Raw genomic sequence first — 20,398 nt, forward strand, 5'->3', positions numbered from 1 at the left:
GATCATGACTGCACCTGAGAACAGCCCGGAAATCGGGCGTGAGATAACCGCCGCCGGCTACCGCACCAACGTGCATGATCATGGTGAGGGCGATGTACCGGTGATGATGATCCACGGTTCCGGCCCCGGCGTGACCGCCTGGGCCAACTGGCGCCTGGTGATTCCGGAGCTGGCGAAAAACCGCCGTGTGGTGGCTCCGGACATGCTCGGCTTCGGGTACACCGAACGCCCGGAAGACAACACCTACAACCGCGAGCGCTGGGTGACCCATGCCATCGGCGTTATGGATGCGCTGGATCTGCGACAGGTGGATCTGGTGGGCAACTCCTTCGGTGGCGGCCTGGCTCTGGCCCTGGCGATCGAGTACCCGGAACGGGTTCGCCGCCTGGTGCTGATGGGCTCGGTGGGTGTCAGCTTTCCGATCACCGAAGGGCTGGATGAGGTCTGGGGATATCAGCCTTCCCTTGAAAACATGCGCCGCCTGATGGACGTGTTCGCCTTCAACAAGGGCCTGCTCACCGACGAACTGGCAGAGATGCGTTACCAGGCCAGTATTCGCCCCGGTTTCCAGGAATCCTTTGCGGCCATGTTCCCGGCTCCGCGTCAGCGCTGGGTAGACAACCTTGCCAGCCGCGAAGAGGACATCCGGGCACTGACTCACGAGACCCTGGTGATCCATGGCCGGGAAGACGAAGTGATTCCCCTGCAAACGTCGCTGACCCTGGCGGACTGGATTGACCGGGCTCAGCTTCACGTCTTTGGCCGTTGCGGCCACTGGACCCAGATCGAACATGCCAGCCGGTTTGCACGGCTGGTGAATGATTTTCTGACCGAGGCCGATCAAGCGGCTGCAGGAGCACAATAATGGAACAGACACGCATTCAGACACTGGGTGATGAGCTCTACCAGGCCATGCTCAGCCGGGAAGCAGTCGCCCCGCTGACCAGCCGTGGTGAAGACATCACCATCGACGACGCCTACCACATTTCCCTGCGCATGCTGGAACGCCGCCTGGCGGATGGTGCCTCCATCATCGGCAAGAAGATCGGTGTTACCAGCAAGGCCGTGCAGAACATGCTCAATGTGCACCAGCCAGACTTCGGGTATTTGACCGACGACATGGTGTTCAACAGTGGCGAAGTCATGCCCATCAGCGACCGGCTGATCGCTCCCCGTGCCGAGGGCGAGATTGCCTTCATCCTGAAAAAAGACCTGGCCGGTCCGGGCATCACCAATGCGGATGTGCTGGCCGCCACCGAATGTGTGATGCCGTGCTTCGAGATCGTCGATTCCCGCATTCGTGACTGGAAGATCGCCATTCAGGACACCGTGGCCGACAACGCCTCCTGTGGCCTGTTTGTACTGGGCGATCAGGCCGTGTCTCCACGCAAGGTGGACCTGGTGACCTGCGGCATGGTGGTGGAAAAGAACGGCAGTGTGATCAGCGCCGGCGCTGGTGCTGCGGCACTGGGTTCGCCGGTGAACTGCGTGACATGGCTGGCCAACACTTTGGGCGAGTTCGGAATCACCCTTAAGGCCGGCGAAGTCATCCTGTCCGGCTCTTTGGTGCCACTGGAGCCGGTCAAGGCCGGTGATTACATGCGCGTTGATATCGGTGGCATCGGCAGCGCCTCCGTGCGCTTCGCCTGACCCGGATCAAAGAGGACAACGTTATGAGCAAGAAAATCAAAGCCGCGATCATCGGCTCTGGCAACATCGGTACCGACCTGATGATCAAGATCCTGCGCAATGGTCAGAACATTGAGATGGGCGCCATGGTAGGTATCGACCCGGAATCCGACGGCCTGGCCCGTGCCAGACGCATGGGCGTGGCCACCACCCATGAAGGTGTCGACGGCCTGGTGAAAATGTCGGAATTCGCCGACATCGATATTGTCTTCGATGCGACCTCTGCCAAAGCCCACCTTCACAACGAAGTATTCCTGCGTGGCCATAAGGAAAGTATCAAGATCGTCGATCTGACCCCGGCGGCCATCGGTCCCTACTGCGTGCCGGTGGTCAACCTGGAGCAGAATCTTCAGGAAGGCAACGTCAACATGGTCACCTGCGGTGGCCAGGCGACGATCCCGATGGTCGCGGCGGTGTCCCGTGTGGCCAAGGCCCACTACGCCGAAATCGTCGCGTCGATTTCCAGCAAATCCGCTGGCCCGGGCACTCGCGCCAACATCGACGAGTTCACCGAGACCACCTCCAAGGCCATCGAAGTGGTGGGCGGCGCCCAGAAGGGCAAGGCCATCATCATCCTCAATCCGGCCGAGCCACCGCTGCTGATGCGGGACACCGTCTACGTGCTGTCCGATGCCGCCGACCAGGCGGAAGTGGAAGCCTCGGTGGAAGAAATGGTCAAGGCCGTCAACAGCTACGTGCCCGGCTATCGCCTCAAGCAGAAAGTGCAGTTTGACGTGATACCGGAAGACCAGCCCATGAACGTCCCGGGCCTGGGCCGCTTCAGCGGCCTGAAGACCTCCATCTTCCTGGAAGTGGAAGGTGCGGCCCATTACCTGCCGGCCTACGCCGGCAACCTGGACATCATGACCTCCGCCGCGCTGGGTACTGCCGAGCGCATCGCCGAATCGCTGGTCAACTGAGGAGGAACCCATTATGACCTTCAATCCCGGCAAGAAACTCTATATCTCCGACGTGACCCTGCGCGACGGCAGCCACGCCATTCGTCACCAGTACTCCATCAAGAACGTGCAGGACATCGCCCGTGCCCTGGACAAGGCCAAGGTGGACTCCATCGAAGTGGCCCACGGCGACGGCCTGCAGGGCTCCAGCTTCAACTACGGCTTCGGTGCCCACACCGACCTGGAGTGGATCGAAGCGGTGGCGGAAGTGGTCACCCACTCGAAAATCGCCACCCTGCTGCTGCCCGGCATCGGCACCGTCCACGATCTGGACAACGCCTACAGCGCCGGCGCACGAATCGTACGAGTAGCCACCCACTGCACCGAGGCGGATGTCTCGAAGCAACACATCGAGCATGCCCGCAAGCTGGGTATGGACACCGTCGGCTTCCTGATGATGAGCCACATGCAGACCCCGCAAGGCCTGGCCGAGCAGGCCAAGCTGATGGAAGACTACGGCGCCACCTGTCTGTACGTCGTCGACTCCGGCGGCGCGATGAACATGAACGACATCCGCGACCGCTTCCGGGCCCTCAAAGACGTGCTCAAGCCTGAAACCGAAACCGGTATCCACGCCCATCACAACCTGGCCCTCGGTGTGGCCAACTCCATCGTTGCGGTGGAAGAGGGCTGTGACCGTGTGGATGCCTCCCTGGCCGGCATGGGCGCAGGCGCTGGCAATGCGCCGCTGGAAGTGTGCATTGCCGCCTTCGACAAGATGGGCTGGGAGCACGGCACGGATGTGTATGCCCTGATGGATGCGGCCGACGACATTGTCCGTCCGCTGCAGGACCGGCCGGTGCGGGTGGACCGTGAAACCCTGGCGTTGGGCTATGCAGGTGTTTACTCAAGTTTCCTGCGCCATTCCGAAGTGGCGGCGCAGAAGTACGGTCTGAAGACCGTGGACATTCTGGTGGAGCTGGGCAAACGCCGCATGGTGGGTGGCCAGGAAGACATGATTGTGGATGTGGCGCTGGATCTGCTGGCGGCACAAAAGGAGCAAAACGCATGAGCAAGACATTCAGCCAAGAGCAGGTGCTGGCGCTGGCCGAGCACGTGGAAAACGCGGAACTGCAGGCTCACGATATCACCAAGGTCACCAACGACTACCCGGACATGACCTTTGAGGATGCCTACGACGTGCAGTGGGAAATTCGCCGTCGCAAGGAAGAGCGGGGCAACAAGATCGTCGGTATGAAAATGGGCCTGACGTCCTGGGCCAAGATGGCCCAGATGGGCGTGGAAACGCCCATCTATGGCTTCCTGGCGGACTATTTCAGCGTGCCGGATGGTGGTGTGGTCAACACCAAGGAGCTGATCCACCCGAAAATCGAAGCAGAGATTGCCTTCGTTACCAAGGCACCGTTAAAAGGACCGGGCTGCCATATCGGCCAGGTGCTGGCTGCGACGGACTTTGTCATTCCCGCCGTGGAGATCATCGATTCCCGCTACGAGAACTTCAAGTTTGATCTGGTGAGCGTGGTCGCCGATAACGCCTCGTCCACCCGCTTTATCACCGGTGGCCAGATGGCCGATGTGGCGGACGTTGACCTCAAAACCCTGGGGGTTGTGGTTGAGAAGAACGGTGAAGTGGTGGATGTGGGGGCTGGCGCAGCCGTGCTTGGCCATCCGGCCTCCAGTGTCGCCATGCTGGCCAACCTGCTGGCCGAGCGGGGCGAACACATTCCGGCAGGTACCTTCATTATGACCGGTGGTATTACCGCGGCCATTACGGTGGAGCCCGGGGACAACATCACCGTTCGTTATCAGGGTCTGGGAACCGTTTCCGGACGATTCATTTGATAAGGAGGCACTATGCCCATCGCTCAGCTCTACATCATTGAAGGCAGAACGGACGACCAAAAAGAAACCCTGATCCAGGAAGTGAGCGAGGCTATGGCTCGTTCACTGGATGCACCCATGGATCGTATTCGGGTGATGATCACTGAAATGCCGAAGCAACATTTCGGCATCGGTGGTCAATCGGCTAAAAAACTGGGACGGTAGAGGCGTGACCAAACTGCCAGTGCTGTACCTGTCCTGTGAAACGGAAGCGCTGGCTGGCCCCAAAGGCCAGGCCAGCGTATGCCGTCTGATACGGCAGGATCTTGTTGTGGACAGGGTGGTATTTATCACTTCGGAGAAAGGCGGTGTCCAGCCGGAAATCTTTCACCAATGTGGTGAGAGCGTTCTGGCCAGACGTCTGCGATCCGACATGCAGGCGCGTGGCTTTGATTTGGTCGTCAAGGGCTCTCAGGGACTCGGTTTGAAACTGCTGGCAGAGAGCGTAGTGCAACTGGTGCCTGAGGAAGTGATTGAGCTACGCCTCAATACTGGCATGACCTGTGAGCATTATCGTGACATCGGCCATTGTCTGGAATCGTTGCGAGATCAGGGCGTACTGCTGATCTGCCTGGACAGGCTGGAAACAGACGACAGTAGTGCAAACCACCACCAGCCACACGCCACCTACATACGTAGCCTGATCCGACAGTGGGAAGATGAGCAGCGGTGGGTGAAGGCAATGGCAAAGTCGGGTTTGACCGGTACTCGTTCACCCTCCGGCGACAACAGCCCCGTTGCCGAGCCAACATTATGCGTGCTCAATACCGCCTTCAGCCTGGGCGGAATGAAGGCGCCCCAACGCCTGTTTGGCTTCTCAATGAATGAGAACAGCCGGTCCCTCGCTGGCTATGGCTGGATGCATTAAGCTACGGAAAAAAAGAGGGGTTCCGTAAATGCTCAGATTATTGATGATCGGCACTGGTGGTATAGGCGGGTATTACGCGGCACGGTTATTGAGCGTAGGACACCAGGTAGTACTGACTGCTCGTGGTAAACATCTCGAAGCCCTCAGGGAAAACGGCCTGAAGGTCCATTACGAAGGCCGGGAACTGTTCCATCGACCGGATGCGTATGATCATCAGCAGCTGGTTAATCAGTATAAGCCTGACAATTTTGACCTTATCGTCATCGCCCTCAAGGCTACAGCGACTGCTTCGGTTGTGGAGGATTTGGGTGCTTGGTTAAAGCAGGGGCGGGTGCCTGTCCTCTCCCTGCAAAACGGCGTCGATAATGAACCACTCCTGGCGGAAGCCATCGGTGCTGACAGGGTTGTCGGTGGGCTGGCCGTTCGTATCGGTGGCCACATTGCCAGGCCGGGTGTTATCGAAGCCGAAGGCGTCGCACAAATTGTGATGGGGGCGTGGCCCAAAGCCAACGGTACGTCCGATACCCGAAAGCCGTTACTCGATACACTGACTGCCGCTTTTAATGATGCTGATATCCCCACCACGCTCTCCGAGAACATTCGTTACGAACTCTGGCGTAAGCTGGTCATCAACAACGGTGTGAACCCGCTGTCCGCCCTTACCGGTCTGGATACCCGCAGCCTCACCCACCATCCGCAGTTCAGCAAAATCGTGTATGGCATGATGGCGGAAACCGTGGAAGCCTCAAAGGCAGACGGCGTGAACCTTGAAAAGAAGGATCTGGACGAGATGTTCGAGCTGATCAGTAACTTTAATGCTATCAAAACGTCGATGTTGGTGGATAAGGAGAAGGGGCGCCCCCTGGAGCTGGATAGCATTGCTGGTGCTGTGTTGCGGCGTTGTGAGGCGTTGGGCGTTGAGGCGCCGTATACAGCGACAATCTACGCACTGCTGCAGCCCGATTGTTGACCCTGGTCCGAGTCCGCGGAGCTGGAAGGCTGGCCAGGTTGAACCTGTGCCAGCCTTGCGCCACGGGAGACCGGATCAATCAGTGGCTCGGAGACTGTTTGGAAACCGTAACCTGAAATTTGGAAACCGTAACCTGAAACAGAGAACGAAGAGCAACTTTGACCTTTGCTGCCAGGGCAGTGGCTTTGTCAGCGATGTATTGGTTGCGCTCTGCTTTAGCCAGTTTTACATAGTAATCAATTTCGGTTCTGCTCGGCGCAGTAAAATGTTGTTGAGCCATGGTGTGATCCTCCGGGTGGCGTCGATCAGTTTCTATGTTGGTTATGCTACGGAGGTCACGGCGATTGGAAAAGCGATCCTTTCTAAGCATAATGATGAGAAAAATTCATCATAAGTGGTAACCCCTATGCGTCGTCTTCCTCCTCTCAATGCGTTAAGAATGTTTGAGGCCTCGGCCAGGAAAAGCAGTTTTGCGGCGGCGGCAGAGGAGTTATCCGTGACCGCTTCCGCCGTCAGTCATCAGATTAAAACGCTTGAAGAATATTTAGGGGTGGCGCTGTTTAGCCGGAGCAAGCGGAAGGTTGAGCTGACGCCGTCTGGGGAGCAGTATCTGATGTCCGTCAAGCACGCGCTGGACGAGATTGAGATGGCGACTCACCGATTGGCAACGAATCAGGAAACCAATGTCGTTCAGATTAGCGTGGCACCCAATTTCCTGACCCGGTGGCTGATGCCGCGCATGTCTCGCTTTCGGGAGCTGTATCCGGATGTCGAACTCCAGATAAACGCGTCTATGGGCTTGCTCGATTTCAACCGGTCGAGCACCGATATGGCGGTCTACTATGGGAACGGTGAATGGGATGACATTGAGGTTCACTTTCTGCAGAAAGTGATGCTGGTGCCTGTGTGTAGTCCGAAGCTCTTAAATGGAAAGTTTCCTTTGGAGGTTCCGGAAGACCTGCGCCATCACACGTTGATTTATGTCAGCAAACGCAAGTGGGAGTGGGAGAACTGGTTACAATTGGCAGGCGCAGAGTTTATTACTCCCAGGGACAGCCTTCAGTTGTCCAGTGGTCAGCTAGCCACCGCGGCCGCGCAGGAAAATTTGGGGGTGGCTCTGGCGGACCCCACGCTGACGTCCAGGGAAATCAGTTCGGGGGATCTGGTGGTGCCGTTCAATATTCCGCTTGATACCCACAGGGCTTTTTATCTGGTCTATCAGAAGCACCGCCCGTTAACTTCAGGTATGAAGGCCTTCAAGGAGTGGTTGATGAGCGAAATGCAGGCCACCAACGCTTATGAGCTGAAGAACGCTCCGTGACACGACCCACCATACAATAAATCAGCTCGCGGGAAGATTCTGAACAAAAAAGCCCCCCGGGAGGGGGCAAGATAGGGGTACAACAACGACTGAAAACCCCTGAGCACAACTCATACCCGGACAGCAGGGCTATCCGGGGTTTTCGTCAGACCGGATCTGATCAGAAGTTATACTGCGCAGCAAACATAACGCGGCTTGCATCGCCTTCGTCACCGTTTACTTTCTCCACCTCGAAGTAGCCATACTGAACGCCAAGATTGACGCTTTTCACCGGACTCCACTGGTAGTTAACGAAAGCGTTGGTGTTGGTTTCGTGTTTGTCACCCACGGCCAGGCCATCATCGACAGCGTCGTCCCAGTCCATGGTGGTGAAACCATAAACAACGTTGAACGCACCCGGGCCGGCCTTGATGCTGGTGCCCAGGTTGGCGCTGTAGCCGGTAATGGTCTCTACGTCGCCGTTGGCGTCCACATAGGCATCTTCACCATAGTAGTTGGTGCCTGAGCGCCACAGGTAGCCGTTGGCGCCGTCGGTGTAGTTGACGTTGCCCTGAATGCTGACCGTATCGGTGACGTTGAACTTGGCCGAACCGAAGACAGCAAAGCCCAATGCCGCATCGTCTTCGGTTCCCGTGTCATAACCAACCTGCTGTACCAGTGCCGATGTGGTGTAGGCCAAAGGTCCGGACTTGCCGGTATAGCGTGCGGTAAAGGTCGGGATGGTTTGTTTGGTCGATACTGCGGCGGTACCGTCAGTAATGCTGGCCTTGGAGTCTTCAGCTGACACTGACAAACCACCCGTGGTGTAACGTACCTGGGTAGAGCGGCTGTAAAGGCCGGCGTTACCCGCTACGCCGTCAAATTCCAGCACGGAGGTGGCACCGGTGAATGATGTGTGGTTTGACCAGGTCTGACCCGCCAGCCAGTTCTTGTACTGGCCAAACGCATGCCGCAGGCGAACGGTACTGGTGGTGGTCCGGAAATCACCTTCGACAGTTATTTTCAAATCGTTCGGGAGGGTGGTACGAACACCGAGACGCGACTGAACGGCATCGGCGCCGAAATGGCCGGAGACTTCGTTATCTTCTGCTGCACCGGTGTTCACTTTACTGAAATCACCTGAACGGGTGCCACTGGAGCGGCTGATATCTTCATCAATATCGTAGGAGGCGTTGAGCCGAGCATAGCCATAAATATCGACCGTTGCATCGCCAGCGGTAAATCCGATGGCAGCTGCCTGTCCGGCCACGCCCAGTGCGACTGTGGCTGTAGTCAGTTTGATGGCTGTGAATAATTTATTATTGGGCATAGGGGCTTCATCTCCAAAGATTATTGTTGGAATATCGACAATTTACATAGGCGTACCCTGACTGACGCCTTATAGAAATTATCCTTGTATGTCAGGTAGCGCCTGAAAAGTAACAGTAGATATCTACTTCAACAATTATCTATATTTGATACTGCCTATGCCTTTTTTGTATGCCGGCCTCCTGATTCCGATATTGGTAGAGCCTATCTATCCAGTTTTTCTATGCATCCTCATGCAATATCGGGCTTTTATGGGTGTCGGCAATCTCCTTTGGATCGAATAACAGCTTTCCGTTCCAGATTCCGGCCTGCACCTGTATGGCCACCTGCTGCATGATGATCTCCGCCAGCTTGAGGGTGGCCACGGAAGAGGGGAGGTCCATGGGTGTGACAATGGCCAGGGTTCTGCTGATCTCCGGGGAGGTGATGGGGATAGCGACGACTTCGGATCTTGTGGTCATGTCGTGTACGGCAGCTGAAGAAAGGATGGTGTAGCCCAGTCCCCGCCTGACCATATCCGTCAGCATCGGCCAGGCGCTGACTTCCAGAGCCAGGTTCAGGGATTTATTGCGTTCCGCCGCTTCTTTTTCCATTCGCACGCGCAAACCATGTTTTTCTTCCGGCAACACGAGCGGCAGATCCATTACTTCATCCAGGGTAATCTCGGAGAGTTTGGAGACCTTGGTGTCGGGGGGCGATATCAGGTAAAAACGCTCTTCGATCAAGGGCCGGTAACGCAGATTTTTCTGGCTGCCGTGGTGGCTGTAGGTAATGGCAAGGTTCAGCCGGTGTTGCAATACCATCTGTTGCAGCGTGCCGCTCATCGCGGATTTCACCGCAAGGGTGACCTGAGGGAAGCGTTTGCGATATTCCTCGATCGTGGCTCCGGAGAATGTATGGGCTACAGTAGGCAGAAGCCCCAGTGTCACCTGGCCGGTCACCTCGCCGGCAACGGCGGTCACATCGGCCTGGGTGCGCTCCAGGCTCTGAAGTAGCGTGCGGGCTCGCTCATAAAGAAGTTCGCCCGCTGCGGTCAACACCACCCCCCGGCCGTGTCGGACAAACACCTCGACGTTCAGGGATTCCTCCAGCATTCGGATCTGTCGGCTCAGTGCGGGTTGCGCCACAAACAACTTTTCGGATGCGCGACTGAAACTGCCGGTGTCGGCGACCGTCAGAAAGGTGTTCAGCTGGCGCAGGTCGATGTTCAGATTGAAAGGCATGCCATCCCTCTTCTATAACAATTAAGTATCTTTTGTTCGTACTCTATACCACATTTATGGACTAGTCTTGGTGGCCGTTCTTTAACCAATAATATACCAAAAAAAGATAGCACATATAAAAAGTATATAATTGTTGTAGTTTTTCCTTGCTGATACGGTAAATCACATCAAGGGTTTTCTGTCGCTTCAAGGGGATAACAATATGCAGAACCGGTCAATCTACAACAGTGACCATGAGCTGTTTCGTGAGAATGTGCGCCGCTTTTTCCGTGCTGAGCTCGAACCCAAGATCGAGCAATGGGAAGAGGACAGTGTGGTGCCGCGCAGTCTTTGGGAGAAGGCTGCGGAGAATGGCTTTCTGTGTTGCGGCGTGCCGGAGGAGTACGGCGGTCCGGGGGCGGATTTCCTCTACAACATGGTGCTCTCCGAGGAAACCGGTTACGCCATTGGCGGTGCCAGCGTGGGTTTCTCCGTTCAGGCCGACATTGTTGCCTACTACCTGCTGAGTGCCGGTACGGAGGAGCAGAAGAAATACTGGCTGCCGAAGATGGTAACAGCGGAGAAAATCGCAGCCATTGGTATGACCGAGCCCGGCGTCGGCAGCGACCTGAAGAATCTCCGTACCACGGCGGTCAGGGACGGCGACGAATACGTCATCAACGGCCAGAAGACCTTTATCACCAATGGTCAGAACTGCGATTTTGTCCTGGTAGCCTGTACTACCGATCCCAGCGTTGGTGGTCGTGGCATCAGCCTGATCATTGTCGAAACGGACCGTGCCGGGTTCTCCCGCGGTCGCAACCTCGACAAGATCGGTCAGAAGGCGGCCGATACCTCTGAAATGTTCTTCCAGGATGTGCGTGTGCCCATCAGCAACCTGGTGGGCGAGGAAGGCGAAGGCTTCCGGATCATGATGCGGGAATTGCCCCGTGAGCGCATCACCATTGCCTGTCGTGCCCAGGCTGAAGCCCAGCGTGCATTCGACATCACCACGGATTACGTCAAGGAACGCAAGGCGTTCGGAAAGGCGATTTTCGAGTTCCAGAACACCCAGTTCACGCTCGCCGACATGAAAACCAACCTGGAAGTGGGTTGGGCCTACCTCGATCAGTGCATCAAGAAGTGTGATGAAGGTGTGTTGACCCCGGAAGAGGGCGCCATGGCGAAGCTGTGGACCACCGAGAACGAAGGGGTAGTCGTCGATAAATGCCTGCAGTTGTTCGGGGGCTACGGCTACATGCGCGAATACCCGATCTCCCGCATGTATGTGGATGCCCGCGTGCGTCGGATCTACGGCGGCACCTCCGAAATCATGAAGCTGGTGATCGGGCGCTCGTTGTAACAGCCGGCAGAGTTTCTGAATGACCACCACCGATTGTTGAGATAGCACAACTAAAGGAAGGAATTCACATGTTTGGTATAACCGCCTACGGTGCCTACATTCCCAGAACCCGCTTGTCCAAGGCGGCTATCGCCGATGCCAATGACTGGTTCGACCCCAGCCTGCGCGGCCTAGCCAAGGGCGAGCGCAGTGTCTGTAACTGGGATGAAGACACCATCACCATGGCTGTCGAGGCCGGTCAGGACTGCCTGTCGGTTCTCGATGCCGGATCCGTCAATTCACTGTACCTGGCGTCTACCACACTGCCGTTCCTGGATCGTCAGAACTCGGTGGTGGTCAGCCAGGCCCTGAACCTGGGCGACAGCCTCCGCACCATGGACGTCGCCGCCTCCCAGCGGGCGGGAACCTCGGCGTTGATCTCGATGCTGGAGTCTGGTGCTGGCGGCAGCGGCAATGCGCTGTTGGTGGCGTCCGAGCATCGGCGTAGCAAATGCGGTTCGCGTGCCGAAATGCTTTGGGGGGATAGCGCGGCTGCGCTCGGTGTCGGCACTGACGGGGTGATCGCCGAATACCTGGGCAGTGAAACCTACGTGACCGACTTTGTCGACCACTACCGTGGTGAGGACTCGACCCTCGATTATGAATGGGAAGAGCGTTGGATCCGTGACGAAGGCTACATGAAGAGCGTACCCCAGGCGGTGTCCCGCCTGCTGGAAAAAACGGGTGTGAAAGCCGCCGATATCGCTCACTTCGTGCTGGCGTCGGATCAGGCCAGAACACCGGCGGCTGTTGCCAAAAAGATGGGGATCTCTGCCGAAGCGCTGGTGGACAACCATATCGGTAGCGTGGGTGTCTCCGGCGTGGCTCACCCGATCCTGTTACTGACCGCCGCGCTGGAGAGAGCGGCTGCCGGTGATCTGATCTTGGTGACCGGGTTTGGTCAGGGCACCGACGCAGTGTTGTTCCGTGCCACCGACAAGATCAGGGACAAGCAGCCAAAAGCCGGCTTTGCCGGTGCCCTGGCGCGTCGTCGTGAGGATGCCAACTACAACCGCTTCCTGAGCTTCAACAACCTGGTTGAACGCGAAGTTGGCAAGCGTGGTGAGATGGACAAGCAGAGCTATCTGGCTGCCATGTACCGCCGTAAGGATTTGCTGACTGGCTTTGTGGGTGGCAAATGTCGTAGCTGCGGCACCATTCAGATCCCCCGGGAAAACTACTGCGTGAATCCCGAATGCGGCGAGCTGGACAGCCAGGACGACTACCCGATGTCTGCCGTACAGGGCCGCGTCAAGACCTGGACTGCTGACCGTCTGACCTTTGACTGGAACCCGCCTGCGTACTTCGGAATGGTCGAGTTCGAAGGCGGTGGTCGTCTGATGATGGACTTCACCGAGGTGGAGCCGGGTGCCATCGAGACCGGTGTGCCGGTGTCGGTGCATTTCCGCATCCGTCAGTTCGATAACCAGCGCGGCTTCCGGAAGTACTTCTGGAAAGCCACTCCGGTCCAGCAATAACTTACGCAGCTAAGACAGGTGAATGACAATGGCTAGTGGAATCAAAGATAAAGTAGCGATCCTCGGAATGGGCTGCAGCAAGTTCGGCGAGCGCTGGGACGCAAGCCCCGCGGATCTGATGGTTGAGGCGTTTGAGGAAGGTCTGGCAGATGCGGGCATCGATAAGAACCAGATCCAGATGGCCTGGTTTGGTGCCGGTATTGACGCCTTCAACGTCGGCTCCAGTGCCATGCCGCTGTCGATGGCGCTGCGGTTGCCGAATATCCCGGCCACCAAAGTGGAGAATATGTGTGCCACCGGTACCGAGGCCTTCCGTGGCGCGGTGTATGCGGTTGCTTCCGGTGCCTGTGACATTGCGTTGGCACTGGGCGTCGAGAAGCTCAAGGACGTGGGCTACGGCGGCTTGCCGCAGCGGACTCGCGGTGTTGAGAACGACATGTACTGGCCGAATCTGTCGGCACCCGGGGCATTCGCCCAACTGGCCAGCGGTTACCGTGCCAAGCACGGTGTCGACAAGGCCGATCTGAAACGCGCCATGGCCCATGTGTCGGTGAAAAGTCATGCCAATGGCGCCAAGAACCCCAAGGCCCACCTGCAGCGCGAAATCACCGAAGAACAGGCCATTAATGCGCCGTATATTGCCGAGCCCATCGGTCTGTTTGACTGCTGTGGTGTCAGTGACGGCGCCGCCTGCGCCATCGTCACCACGCCGGAGATCGCCCGCAGCCTGGGCAAGGCAGACCTGGTGTCGGTCAAGGCCCTGCAACTGGCGGTATCCAATGGCGAGGAAGCCGGGTTCAAGACCTGGGATGGCTCGTACATCAAGACCACACGCATTGCTGCCCAGCGTGCCTATGACGAGGCGGGTATCCGCAAACCCCGGGAAGAGATCAGCATGACCGAAGTGCATGACTGCTTCTCGATCACCGAACTGGTCACCATGGAAGACCTGCAACTGTCTGATGAGGGGCAGGCAGTGCGGGACGTGCTTAACGGCGACTTCGATGCCGACGGCCGCATTCCCTGCCAGATCGACGGCGGCCTGAAATGTTTCGGTCACCCCATCGGCGCCTCGGGCATGCGAATGATCTATGAGAACTACCTGCAGTTCCAGGGCCGGGCCGGAGAGCGTCAGCTCAAGGATCCCCGCATTGCCCTGAACCATAACCTGGGTGGTTTTCCCCACCAGAACATTTGCAGCATTTCGATTATAGGTCGCTACGAATAAGCGAGTGCCGGTGTGTGGCCGGGCATCCGGTCACACCGGTGAGCGCCGTTGATCAGTCCCTCAATAACCAGATTCGGAAAGGTGTCGTGATGAGTGTCAGTGAACAGGTTGCAGCTCTGGAGCAGGCCGGCCGATGCGTCAGTCAGGTCCGGGCCTATGTTCAGCAGGGCCTGAAGAATCTCAAGTCGTTTTCCACGGTGAACGGCAAGCTGGATTCCGACCTGCTGGATAAGCACCAGTTTAGCTGCTACGAGCTGGCTTTCTGTACCGCCGAGCTTGCCGCTTCCGACGCCGTGTGCCGCTATGCAGCGGACGCGGTGACTGAAGACGAGCTTGCCGCCAGCACGGCGCTGGCGTTTTCCTCCGAAGCGGTCAGTTCGGTGATCCAGCGGTTGATCGCCCGTGCCGGCGATATGGGGCTGGACATCGCGGAGCTGTCGGGGCTCTACGCTGACGGCGACATCCGTGAACTGCGCTCTGTGTATGGCAGTGGTGAGTTCCTGGCATCGGTCGGCGCCATGGTCAGCGAGCGTGGCAGCACCCGCTTGCCGACCCTGCTCAATGAAGACAAGGAAATGGTGCGGGACATGTTCGCACGCTTCGGTGCGGACGTGGTTGCACCCCTGGCCGAGCAAATCCATCGGGAAGACCTGGATATTCCTGACGAAATCCTTCGGCAGGCGGCTGAACTGGGATGTTTCGGAATCAGTATTCCGGAGCGTTTTGGCGGCCTGCAGCCGGACGACCGGGATGACAGCCTCGGCATGATCGTGGTGACAGAAGAGTTGTCCAAGGCCTCTCTGGGTGGTGCCGGTTCCCTCATTACCCGCCCGGAAATTGCCGCCAAGGCCCTGCTGCAGGGTGGTACCCAGGCCCAGCAGGAAACCTGGCTGCCCCGTATTGCCTCCGGCGAGACACTGTGTGCCATTGCCATTACCGAGCCCAACTACGGCTCCGATGTGGCCTCGCTGGGCCTGAAAGCAACGCCGGTCGAGGGCGGCTGGGTACTGAATGGCAGCAAGACCTGGTGCACCTTCGCCGGTAAAGCCAGCCTGCTGGTCGCCATGGCCCGCACAGAACCGGACCCGGCGCTGGGGCACAAGGGGCTGAGCCTGTTCCTGGTGGAGAAGCCGGCAACGCCCGGCCACCGCTTTGACCATCGCCAGCCCGGCGGCGGCACCATTTCCGGCAAAGCCATTGCCACGCTCGGCTACCGCGGCATGCATTCCTACGATGTGTTCTTCGAGGACTACTTCGTGCCGGCGGACCACCTGATTGGTGAGGAAGCGGGCCGGGGCAAGGGCTTCTATTTCACCATGGCCGGTTTCGCTGGCGGTCGCATCCAGACCGCCGCCCGGGCTACGGGGGTGATGCAAGCCGCATTCGAAAAGGCGCTGGGATACTCCCGGGAGCGTAAGGTGTTTGGCAGTGCGGTGGGGGACTACCAACTGACCCGCGTAAAACTGGGGCGAATGATGGCCACGCTTACCGCCTCCCGCCAGTTCAGTTATTCGGTAGCACGGATGATGGATGAAGGGGCGGGCCAGATGGAGGCCAGCCTGGTGAAGCTGTTCACCTGCCGTGCTGCGGAATGGGTAACCCGGGAAGCCATGCAGATTCACGGCGGCATGGGGTACGCGGAAGAATCGGCCGTTAGCCGCTATTTCGTGGATGCCCGGGTGCTGTCGATTTTCGAGGGCGCGGAGGAAACCCTGGCCCTGAAAGTCATCGCCAGAAACCTGGTGGGTAACGCCTGATCGCCGGCCATTGAACTTAACAACAGTGATGAATCAAACAAGAGACCTGTAGGAGGGTGTCATGAGCAACAGTAAACTTCTGGAAGGAAAAGTCATCGTCGTTACCGGCGCGGGCCGCGGTATCGGGCGCGCAACGTCGCTGATGCTGGCGCAAAGCGGTGCGAAGGTTGTGGTAAACGACATCGGTGGCAGCGCCGATGGATCCGGTAACGACGCCACCCCGGCCCAGGAAGTGGTTGACGAAATCAAGGCCGCTGGCGGCGAAGCCGTCGCCAACTTTGACAGCGTGACCGAGTGGGAAGGTGGTCAGAAAATCATCCAGTCCGCACTCGATACCTTTGGCCGCATCGACGGTGTGATCAACAACGCCGGTAACCTCCGCGACGTGATCTTCCACAAGATGACCGAGGAAGATTTCGACGCAGTCCTGGCCGTGCACCTGAAGGGCACCTTCAACGTCAGCCGCGCCGCCGCGCCGATCTTCCGTGAGCAGGGCAGCGGTACCTTCGTCAACATGACCTCCACTTCCGGTCTGATTGGTAACTTCGGCCAGGCCAACTACGCCGCTGCCAAGATAGGCATTGTGGGACTGTCCAAGTCCATGGCGCTGGACATGCAGCGTTTTGGTGTGACCTCCAACTGTATCGCACCTTTCGCCTGGAGCCGTCTGATCGGCAGTATCCCGACTGACAGCGAAGAGCAGAAGGCGCGGGTTGCCAAGATTCAGCAGATGACCCCGGACAAGATCGCCACCCTGGCAGTGTCCCTGTGCAGCGACCAGGCGAAGAACGTTACCGGCCAGATCTTCGGTGTGCGCAACAACGAGATCTTCCTGTTCAGTCAGCCGCGCCCGTTCCGTTCCGCCCACACCGCCGAGGGCTGGACGCCGGAAACCGTTCTGAATCGTGTGCTGCCGGCCTTTGAGGCGGATTTCTACCCATTGAGCCGTTCCGCTGATGTGTTCAGCTGGGATCCGTTCTGATCCGGCTGAACTTGCCAGAGACCCTGTTCTGATCTGCGGATTGGAGCAGGGGCGGAACGATAGCAACAGGAAAGGAGAGCAACGGTGGCCATCGATTACGACAAGCTGATGAATCGTGAGTTTGAATGCCTCAAGCATCAGTACACCGAGAAGGACACGATCCTCTATGCACTGGGTGTGGGGCTGGGTATTGATCCCCTGGATGAGGACTGCCTGAAATTTGTTTATGAAGATGGCCTCAAGGCACTTCCCAGCCAGGCCAATGTGTTGGCCTACCCGGGGTTCTGGGCGAAAGAACCGGATACCGGCATTGACTGGGTCAAGATCCTTCACGCTGGTCAGGAAATGATCATGCACAAGCCGCTGCCAGCCTCCGGGCAGGTAGAGGCAACCACCAAAATCACCGACATTATCGACAAGGGTGAAGGCAAGGGAGCGCTGATTGTTTCCGAGCGTACCGTGCGCGACAGTGCCACCGGAGAGGACCTTTGCACCCTGGTGAGCACGACCCTCGCCCGTGGCGATGGCGGTTTTGGCGGCCCTGCGGTTGCCTCTCCCAGGCCGGACCCGATTCCCGAGCGGGAGCCGGATCACGTGTGTGACCTGCCCACGCTCGCCCAGGCCGCACTGATCTACCGTTTGTCCGGCGACTATAACCCGCTGCATGCGTCACCGGAGGTGGCCAGGGCTGCCGGCTTCAAGGCGCCGATCCTGCATGGTCTGTGTACCTTCGGTGTGGCAACCCACGCGATCCTCAAGACGTTGTGCGATTACGATCCTGCCCGGTTCCACCGCATTCGCCTGCGGTTTTCATCCCCGGTCTACCCCGGCGAAACCATTCGCACGGAAATCTGGCGTAACGGTCAGGAGGTGGCGTTCCGCTGTCGCGTCGTTGAGCGTGATGTGGTGGTGATCAACAACGGCTATGCCGAGGTCAGCTGATGCAGAGCATACTTTCAGGATTCCGCGTTGTTGAAGGCAGCGCGTTTGTTGCGGCCCCATCGGGCGGGATGACGTTGGCACAACTGGGGGCCGATGTTATCCGCTTCGACCCGATCGGTGGCGGCATTGATTACAACCGCTGGCCGGTGACCGCAGACCAGAAAAGTCTTTACTGGCACAGTCTGAACAAGGGCAAACGTTCCATTGCCGTGGACTTTCGACGCCCGGAAGGTCAGGAGCTTCTGACCCGGCTGATTGCCGCGCCCGGCGAAGATGCCGGCATGTTCCTGACCAACTTCCCGGCCAAGGGCTGGCTGTCCTATGACCGTCTGAAAGCCTATCGGGATGACCTGATCTACCTGAACCTGACCGGTGACCGCAACGGCGGAAGCGCGCTCGATTATACCGTCAACTGCAAGGTGGGTTTCCCGTCCATCACCGGTGTGGGCAAGAGCAAATCGATTCCACCGTTGAACAACCCCATGCCGGCCTGGGACGTGATCACCGGCCAGCAGATTGCCCTCGGTCTGTTGGCTGCGGAGCGTCATCGCCTGAAAACCGGTGACGGCCAACTGGTGAAGATTGCCCTGGCGGACGTTGCCCTGGCCACCCTCGGTAACCTTGGCTACATCGCCGAGGCGATGATCAATGGCACCGAGCGTGACGCGATCGGCAACGATATCTACGGTACCTATGGTCACGATTTTGCCTGTCAGGATGGCGAACGGGTGATGGTGGTCGGGGTGAGCCCGAATCAGTGGCGGGCGCTGGTCGAGGTAACCGGCACCGCGAATGAAATCAACGAACTGCAAACCCGGATGGGACTGGATTTCGGCAAGGAAGGGGATCGCTATCAGGGCCGGGAACAGATTACCGAGATATTCCAGCCCTGGTTCGCACAACGGCCGTTCAGCCAGGTGGCAAGTGAACTGGACAAGGCGGGCGTGTGCTGGGGGAAGTACCAGACCATCAAGGAAACCGTGGAATCGGATAGTGACTGTTCGACGGACAACCCCTTGTTCCAGATGGTGGAGCAGCCAGGCATCGGGGAGTACCTGATGCCGGATCACCCGCTGAATTTCACCTCGCTGGAGCGGGAGCCGGTACGTCGGGCCCCGAAGCTGGGGGAGCATACCGAGGAAATTCTCGCCGACACCCTGGGCCTGTCTGCGCCGGAGATCGCCAGGCTGTTTGACCAGAAGGTTGTGGCGGGGTCTGACTAAACATAACAATAGCATCCGCCGGCACAGTTGCCGTGGGATGGCATGGGAGACGTTGTATGGGACCGCTACATGGCGTCCGTATTATCGAATTGGCCGGTATCGGCCCCGGTCCGTTCTGCGGCATGGTGTTGGCGGACCTGGGGGCAGAAGTCATCAGTGTGGAACGTGTCGGCGTCCAGACAGAGAAGCCCGCACTGGACTGCAGTCGCAGGGGCAAACGATCCATTTCCCTGAATCTCAAGAACGAGGCCGGTGTCGAGGCCTTGTTTAAACTGGTGGAAGGTGCCGATGCCCTGTTTGAGGGATTCCGCCCCGGGGTGGTCGAGAAACTGGGTATCGGTCCCGAACAGTGCCTTGAGCGTAATCCGAAGCTGATCTACGGGCGCATGACCGGGTGGGGGCAGTATGGTCCGATGGCTCAGGCCGCCGGGCATGATATCAACTACATCTCTCTCACCGGGGCGCTTCATGCCATAGGCCGTCCGGGAGAGAAGCCGGTACCGCCACTTAACCTGGTTGGCGACTTTGGTGGAGGCGGCATGTTCCTCGCGCTGGGCATCGTCTCTGGCATACTCGAGGCCAGGACCTCGGGCAAGGGCCAGGTCATCGACGCCGCCATGACCGACGGTTCCGCCGTGCTGATGTCGATGTTCAACACGGCCTATGAGATGGGGCGCCATTCCCTGGAGCGGGGCACCAATCGTCTTGATGGCGGCGCCCACTTCTACGACACCTATGAAACTCGCGACGGTAAATACATCTCCATCGGCTCCATCGAACCCCAGTTCTATAATCAGTTGCTTGAGGTGGCCAACCTGTCGCGCGAGCAGTTCGGGCAACAGATGGACCAGTCGCGCTGGCCCGAACTCAAGCAGGCGATTGCGGAGGTGTTCCTGCGGAAAACCCGGGATGAATGGTGTGAGCTGATGGAAGGGACGGATATCTGCTTCGCGCCGGTCCTCGACCTGAAGGAAGCACAGCACCATCCCCACAACCTGGCGCGGCAGACCTACGTGGATGTGGGCGGGATCAAACAGCCGGCACCCGCGCCCCGGTTCAGTCGCACGGAGCCTTCTGTCCGGCATGAAGCCCGGCCTTACGGCGCCGATACCGATGCGGTACTGACCGAGGTAGGGTACAGCGCTGAACAACTCGACAAGATGCGGGCACAGTCGGCGTGCGGTTGATGACCGGTCGTGCCGGCAGGGCCTGTTCAGGAGGACGATA

General features: G+C 58.4%; 20 protein-coding genes. 17 read left to right on the top strand and 3 right to left on the bottom strand.

The features are described 5' to 3' along the window. Positions 1 to 4: 4 nt before the first annotated feature. From EHN06_RS02440 to EHN06_RS02475, 8 genes are read left to right on the top strand one after another with little or no spacing between them, the layout of a single operon-like run. A complete protein-coding gene (locus tag EHN06_RS02440) occupies positions 5 to 865 on the top strand; it encodes an alpha/beta fold hydrolase (RefSeq protein WP_127329862.1) in 861 nt (286 codons plus the stop codon). Beyond that, positions 865 to 1,650, top strand: coding sequence for a 2-oxopent-4-enoate hydratase (dmpE, locus tag EHN06_RS02445; RefSeq protein WP_127329864.1), 786 nt, complete (start codon positions 865 to 867; stop codon positions 1,648 to 1,650). The genes EHN06_RS02440 and dmpE overlap by 1 nt, the downstream gene beginning before the upstream one ends. A gap of 23 nt (positions 1,651 to 1,673) precedes the next feature. Then, a complete protein-coding gene (locus tag EHN06_RS02450; protein ID WP_127329866.1) occupies positions 1,674 to 2,609 on the top strand; it encodes an acetaldehyde dehydrogenase (acetylating) in 936 nt (311 codons plus the stop codon). Positions 2,610 to 2,622: 13 nt separating this feature from the next. After that, positions 2,623 to 3,660, top strand: a complete 1,038-nt coding sequence (gene dmpG, locus EHN06_RS02455) for a 4-hydroxy-2-oxovalerate aldolase (protein ID WP_127329868.1) — start codon at positions 2,623 to 2,625, stop codon at positions 3,658 to 3,660. Continuing rightward, complete coding sequence (gene dmpH, locus EHN06_RS02460; RefSeq protein ID WP_127329870.1) at positions 3,657 to 4,451, top strand: 2-oxo-3-hexenedioate decarboxylase; 795 nt, start codon at positions 3,657 to 3,659, stop codon at positions 4,449 to 4,451. Before dmpG ends, dmpH begins: the two co-directional genes overlap by 4 nt. Before the next feature lie 12 nt (positions 4,452 to 4,463). Further along, positions 4,464 to 4,655, top strand: a complete 192-nt coding sequence (locus EHN06_RS02465; RefSeq protein ID WP_127329872.1) for a 2-hydroxymuconate tautomerase — start codon at positions 4,464 to 4,466, stop codon at positions 4,653 to 4,655. A 4-nt stretch (positions 4,656 to 4,659) separates the two neighbouring features. Next, on the top strand, positions 4,660 to 5,358 hold the full coding sequence (locus EHN06_RS02470; RefSeq protein ID WP_127329874.1) for a hypothetical protein: 699 nt from the start codon (positions 4,660 to 4,662) through the stop codon (positions 5,356 to 5,358). Between the two features lie 28 nt (positions 5,359 to 5,386). After that, a complete protein-coding gene (locus EHN06_RS02475; protein ID WP_127329876.1) occupies positions 5,387 to 6,328 on the top strand; it encodes a ketopantoate reductase family protein in 942 nt (313 codons plus the stop codon). A gap of 79 nt (positions 6,329 to 6,407) precedes the next feature. Here the strand turns inward: EHN06_RS02475 and EHN06_RS02480 are convergent, their stop codons facing one another. Next, positions 6,408 to 6,608: an RSP_7527 family protein gene (locus EHN06_RS02480; protein WP_127329878.1), complete on the bottom strand. Its 201-nt coding sequence runs from the start codon at positions 6,606 to 6,608 to the stop codon at positions 6,408 to 6,410. A 159-nt stretch (positions 6,609 to 6,767) separates the two neighbouring features. On the opposite strand from EHN06_RS02480, the gene gcvA reads away from it, so the two are divergent. Then, the gene (gene gcvA, locus EHN06_RS02485; RefSeq protein WP_265936922.1) at positions 6,768 to 7,649 is read left to right on the top strand and encodes a transcriptional regulator GcvA; all 882 of its coding nucleotides are present in this window, start codon (positions 6,768 to 6,770) and stop codon (positions 7,647 to 7,649) included. Between the two features lie 160 nt (positions 7,650 to 7,809). Here the strand turns inward: gcvA and EHN06_RS02490 are convergent, their stop codons facing one another. Continuing rightward, complete coding sequence (locus tag EHN06_RS02490) at positions 7,810 to 8,958, bottom strand: DcaP family trimeric outer membrane transporter (RefSeq protein ID WP_127329882.1); 1,149 nt, start codon at positions 8,956 to 8,958, stop codon at positions 7,810 to 7,812. A 220-nt stretch (positions 8,959 to 9,178) separates the two neighbouring features. Next, on the bottom strand, positions 9,179 to 10,180 hold the full coding sequence (locus EHN06_RS02495) for a LysR family transcriptional regulator (protein WP_127329884.1): 1,002 nt from the start codon (positions 10,178 to 10,180) through the stop codon (positions 9,179 to 9,181). A 202-nt stretch (positions 10,181 to 10,382) separates the two neighbouring features. Here EHN06_RS02495 and EHN06_RS02500 point away from each other — a divergent pair, with 202 nt between their 5' ends. The 8 genes from EHN06_RS02500 (at position 10,383) to EHN06_RS02535 (ending at position 20,358) form a co-directional block, all read left to right on the top strand. Then, positions 10,383 to 11,522, top strand: coding sequence for an acyl-CoA dehydrogenase family protein (locus EHN06_RS02500; protein WP_127329886.1), 1,140 nt, complete (start codon positions 10,383 to 10,385; stop codon positions 11,520 to 11,522). Between the two features lie 68 nt (positions 11,523 to 11,590). Further along, entirely contained in the window at positions 11,591 to 13,039 is a 1,449-nt protein-coding gene (locus EHN06_RS02505; RefSeq protein WP_127329888.1) for a 3-oxoacyl-[acyl-carrier-protein] synthase III C-terminal domain-containing protein, read from the top strand. 28 nt (positions 13,040 to 13,067) lie between these two features. Beyond that, positions 13,068 to 14,267, top strand: coding sequence for an acetyl-CoA acetyltransferase (locus EHN06_RS02510; RefSeq protein WP_127329890.1), 1,200 nt, complete (start codon positions 13,068 to 13,070; stop codon positions 14,265 to 14,267). Between the two features lie 38 nt (positions 14,268 to 14,305). Beyond that, entirely contained in the window at positions 14,306 to 16,024 is a 1,719-nt protein-coding gene (locus EHN06_RS02515) for an acyl-CoA dehydrogenase family protein (protein WP_206075712.1), read from the top strand. Positions 16,025 to 16,085: 61 nt separating this feature from the next. Next, positions 16,086 to 17,006: an SDR family NAD(P)-dependent oxidoreductase gene (locus EHN06_RS02520; RefSeq protein ID WP_127329892.1), complete on the top strand. Its 921-nt coding sequence runs from the start codon at positions 16,086 to 16,088 to the stop codon at positions 17,004 to 17,006. A gap of 84 nt (positions 17,007 to 17,090) precedes the next feature. After that, entirely contained in the window at positions 17,091 to 17,948 is an 858-nt protein-coding gene (locus EHN06_RS02525; protein WP_127329894.1) for a MaoC family dehydratase, read from the top strand. Continuing rightward, entirely contained in the window at positions 17,948 to 19,171 is a 1,224-nt protein-coding gene (locus EHN06_RS02530; RefSeq protein WP_127329896.1) for a CoA transferase, read from the top strand. The genes EHN06_RS02525 and EHN06_RS02530 overlap by 1 nt, the downstream gene beginning before the upstream one ends. Positions 19,172 to 19,227: 56 nt before the next feature. After that, positions 19,228 to 20,358: a CaiB/BaiF CoA transferase family protein gene (locus EHN06_RS02535; protein ID WP_127329898.1), complete on the top strand. Its 1,131-nt coding sequence runs from the start codon at positions 19,228 to 19,230 to the stop codon at positions 20,356 to 20,358. The last annotated feature ends 40 nt before the right edge of the window (positions 20,359 to 20,398 follow it).

It is taken from the genome of Marinobacter sp. NP-4(2019) (assembly GCF_003994855.1).
In the GTDB taxonomy this organism is placed as follows: domain Bacteria; phylum Pseudomonadota; class Gammaproteobacteria; order Pseudomonadales; family Oleiphilaceae; genus Marinobacter.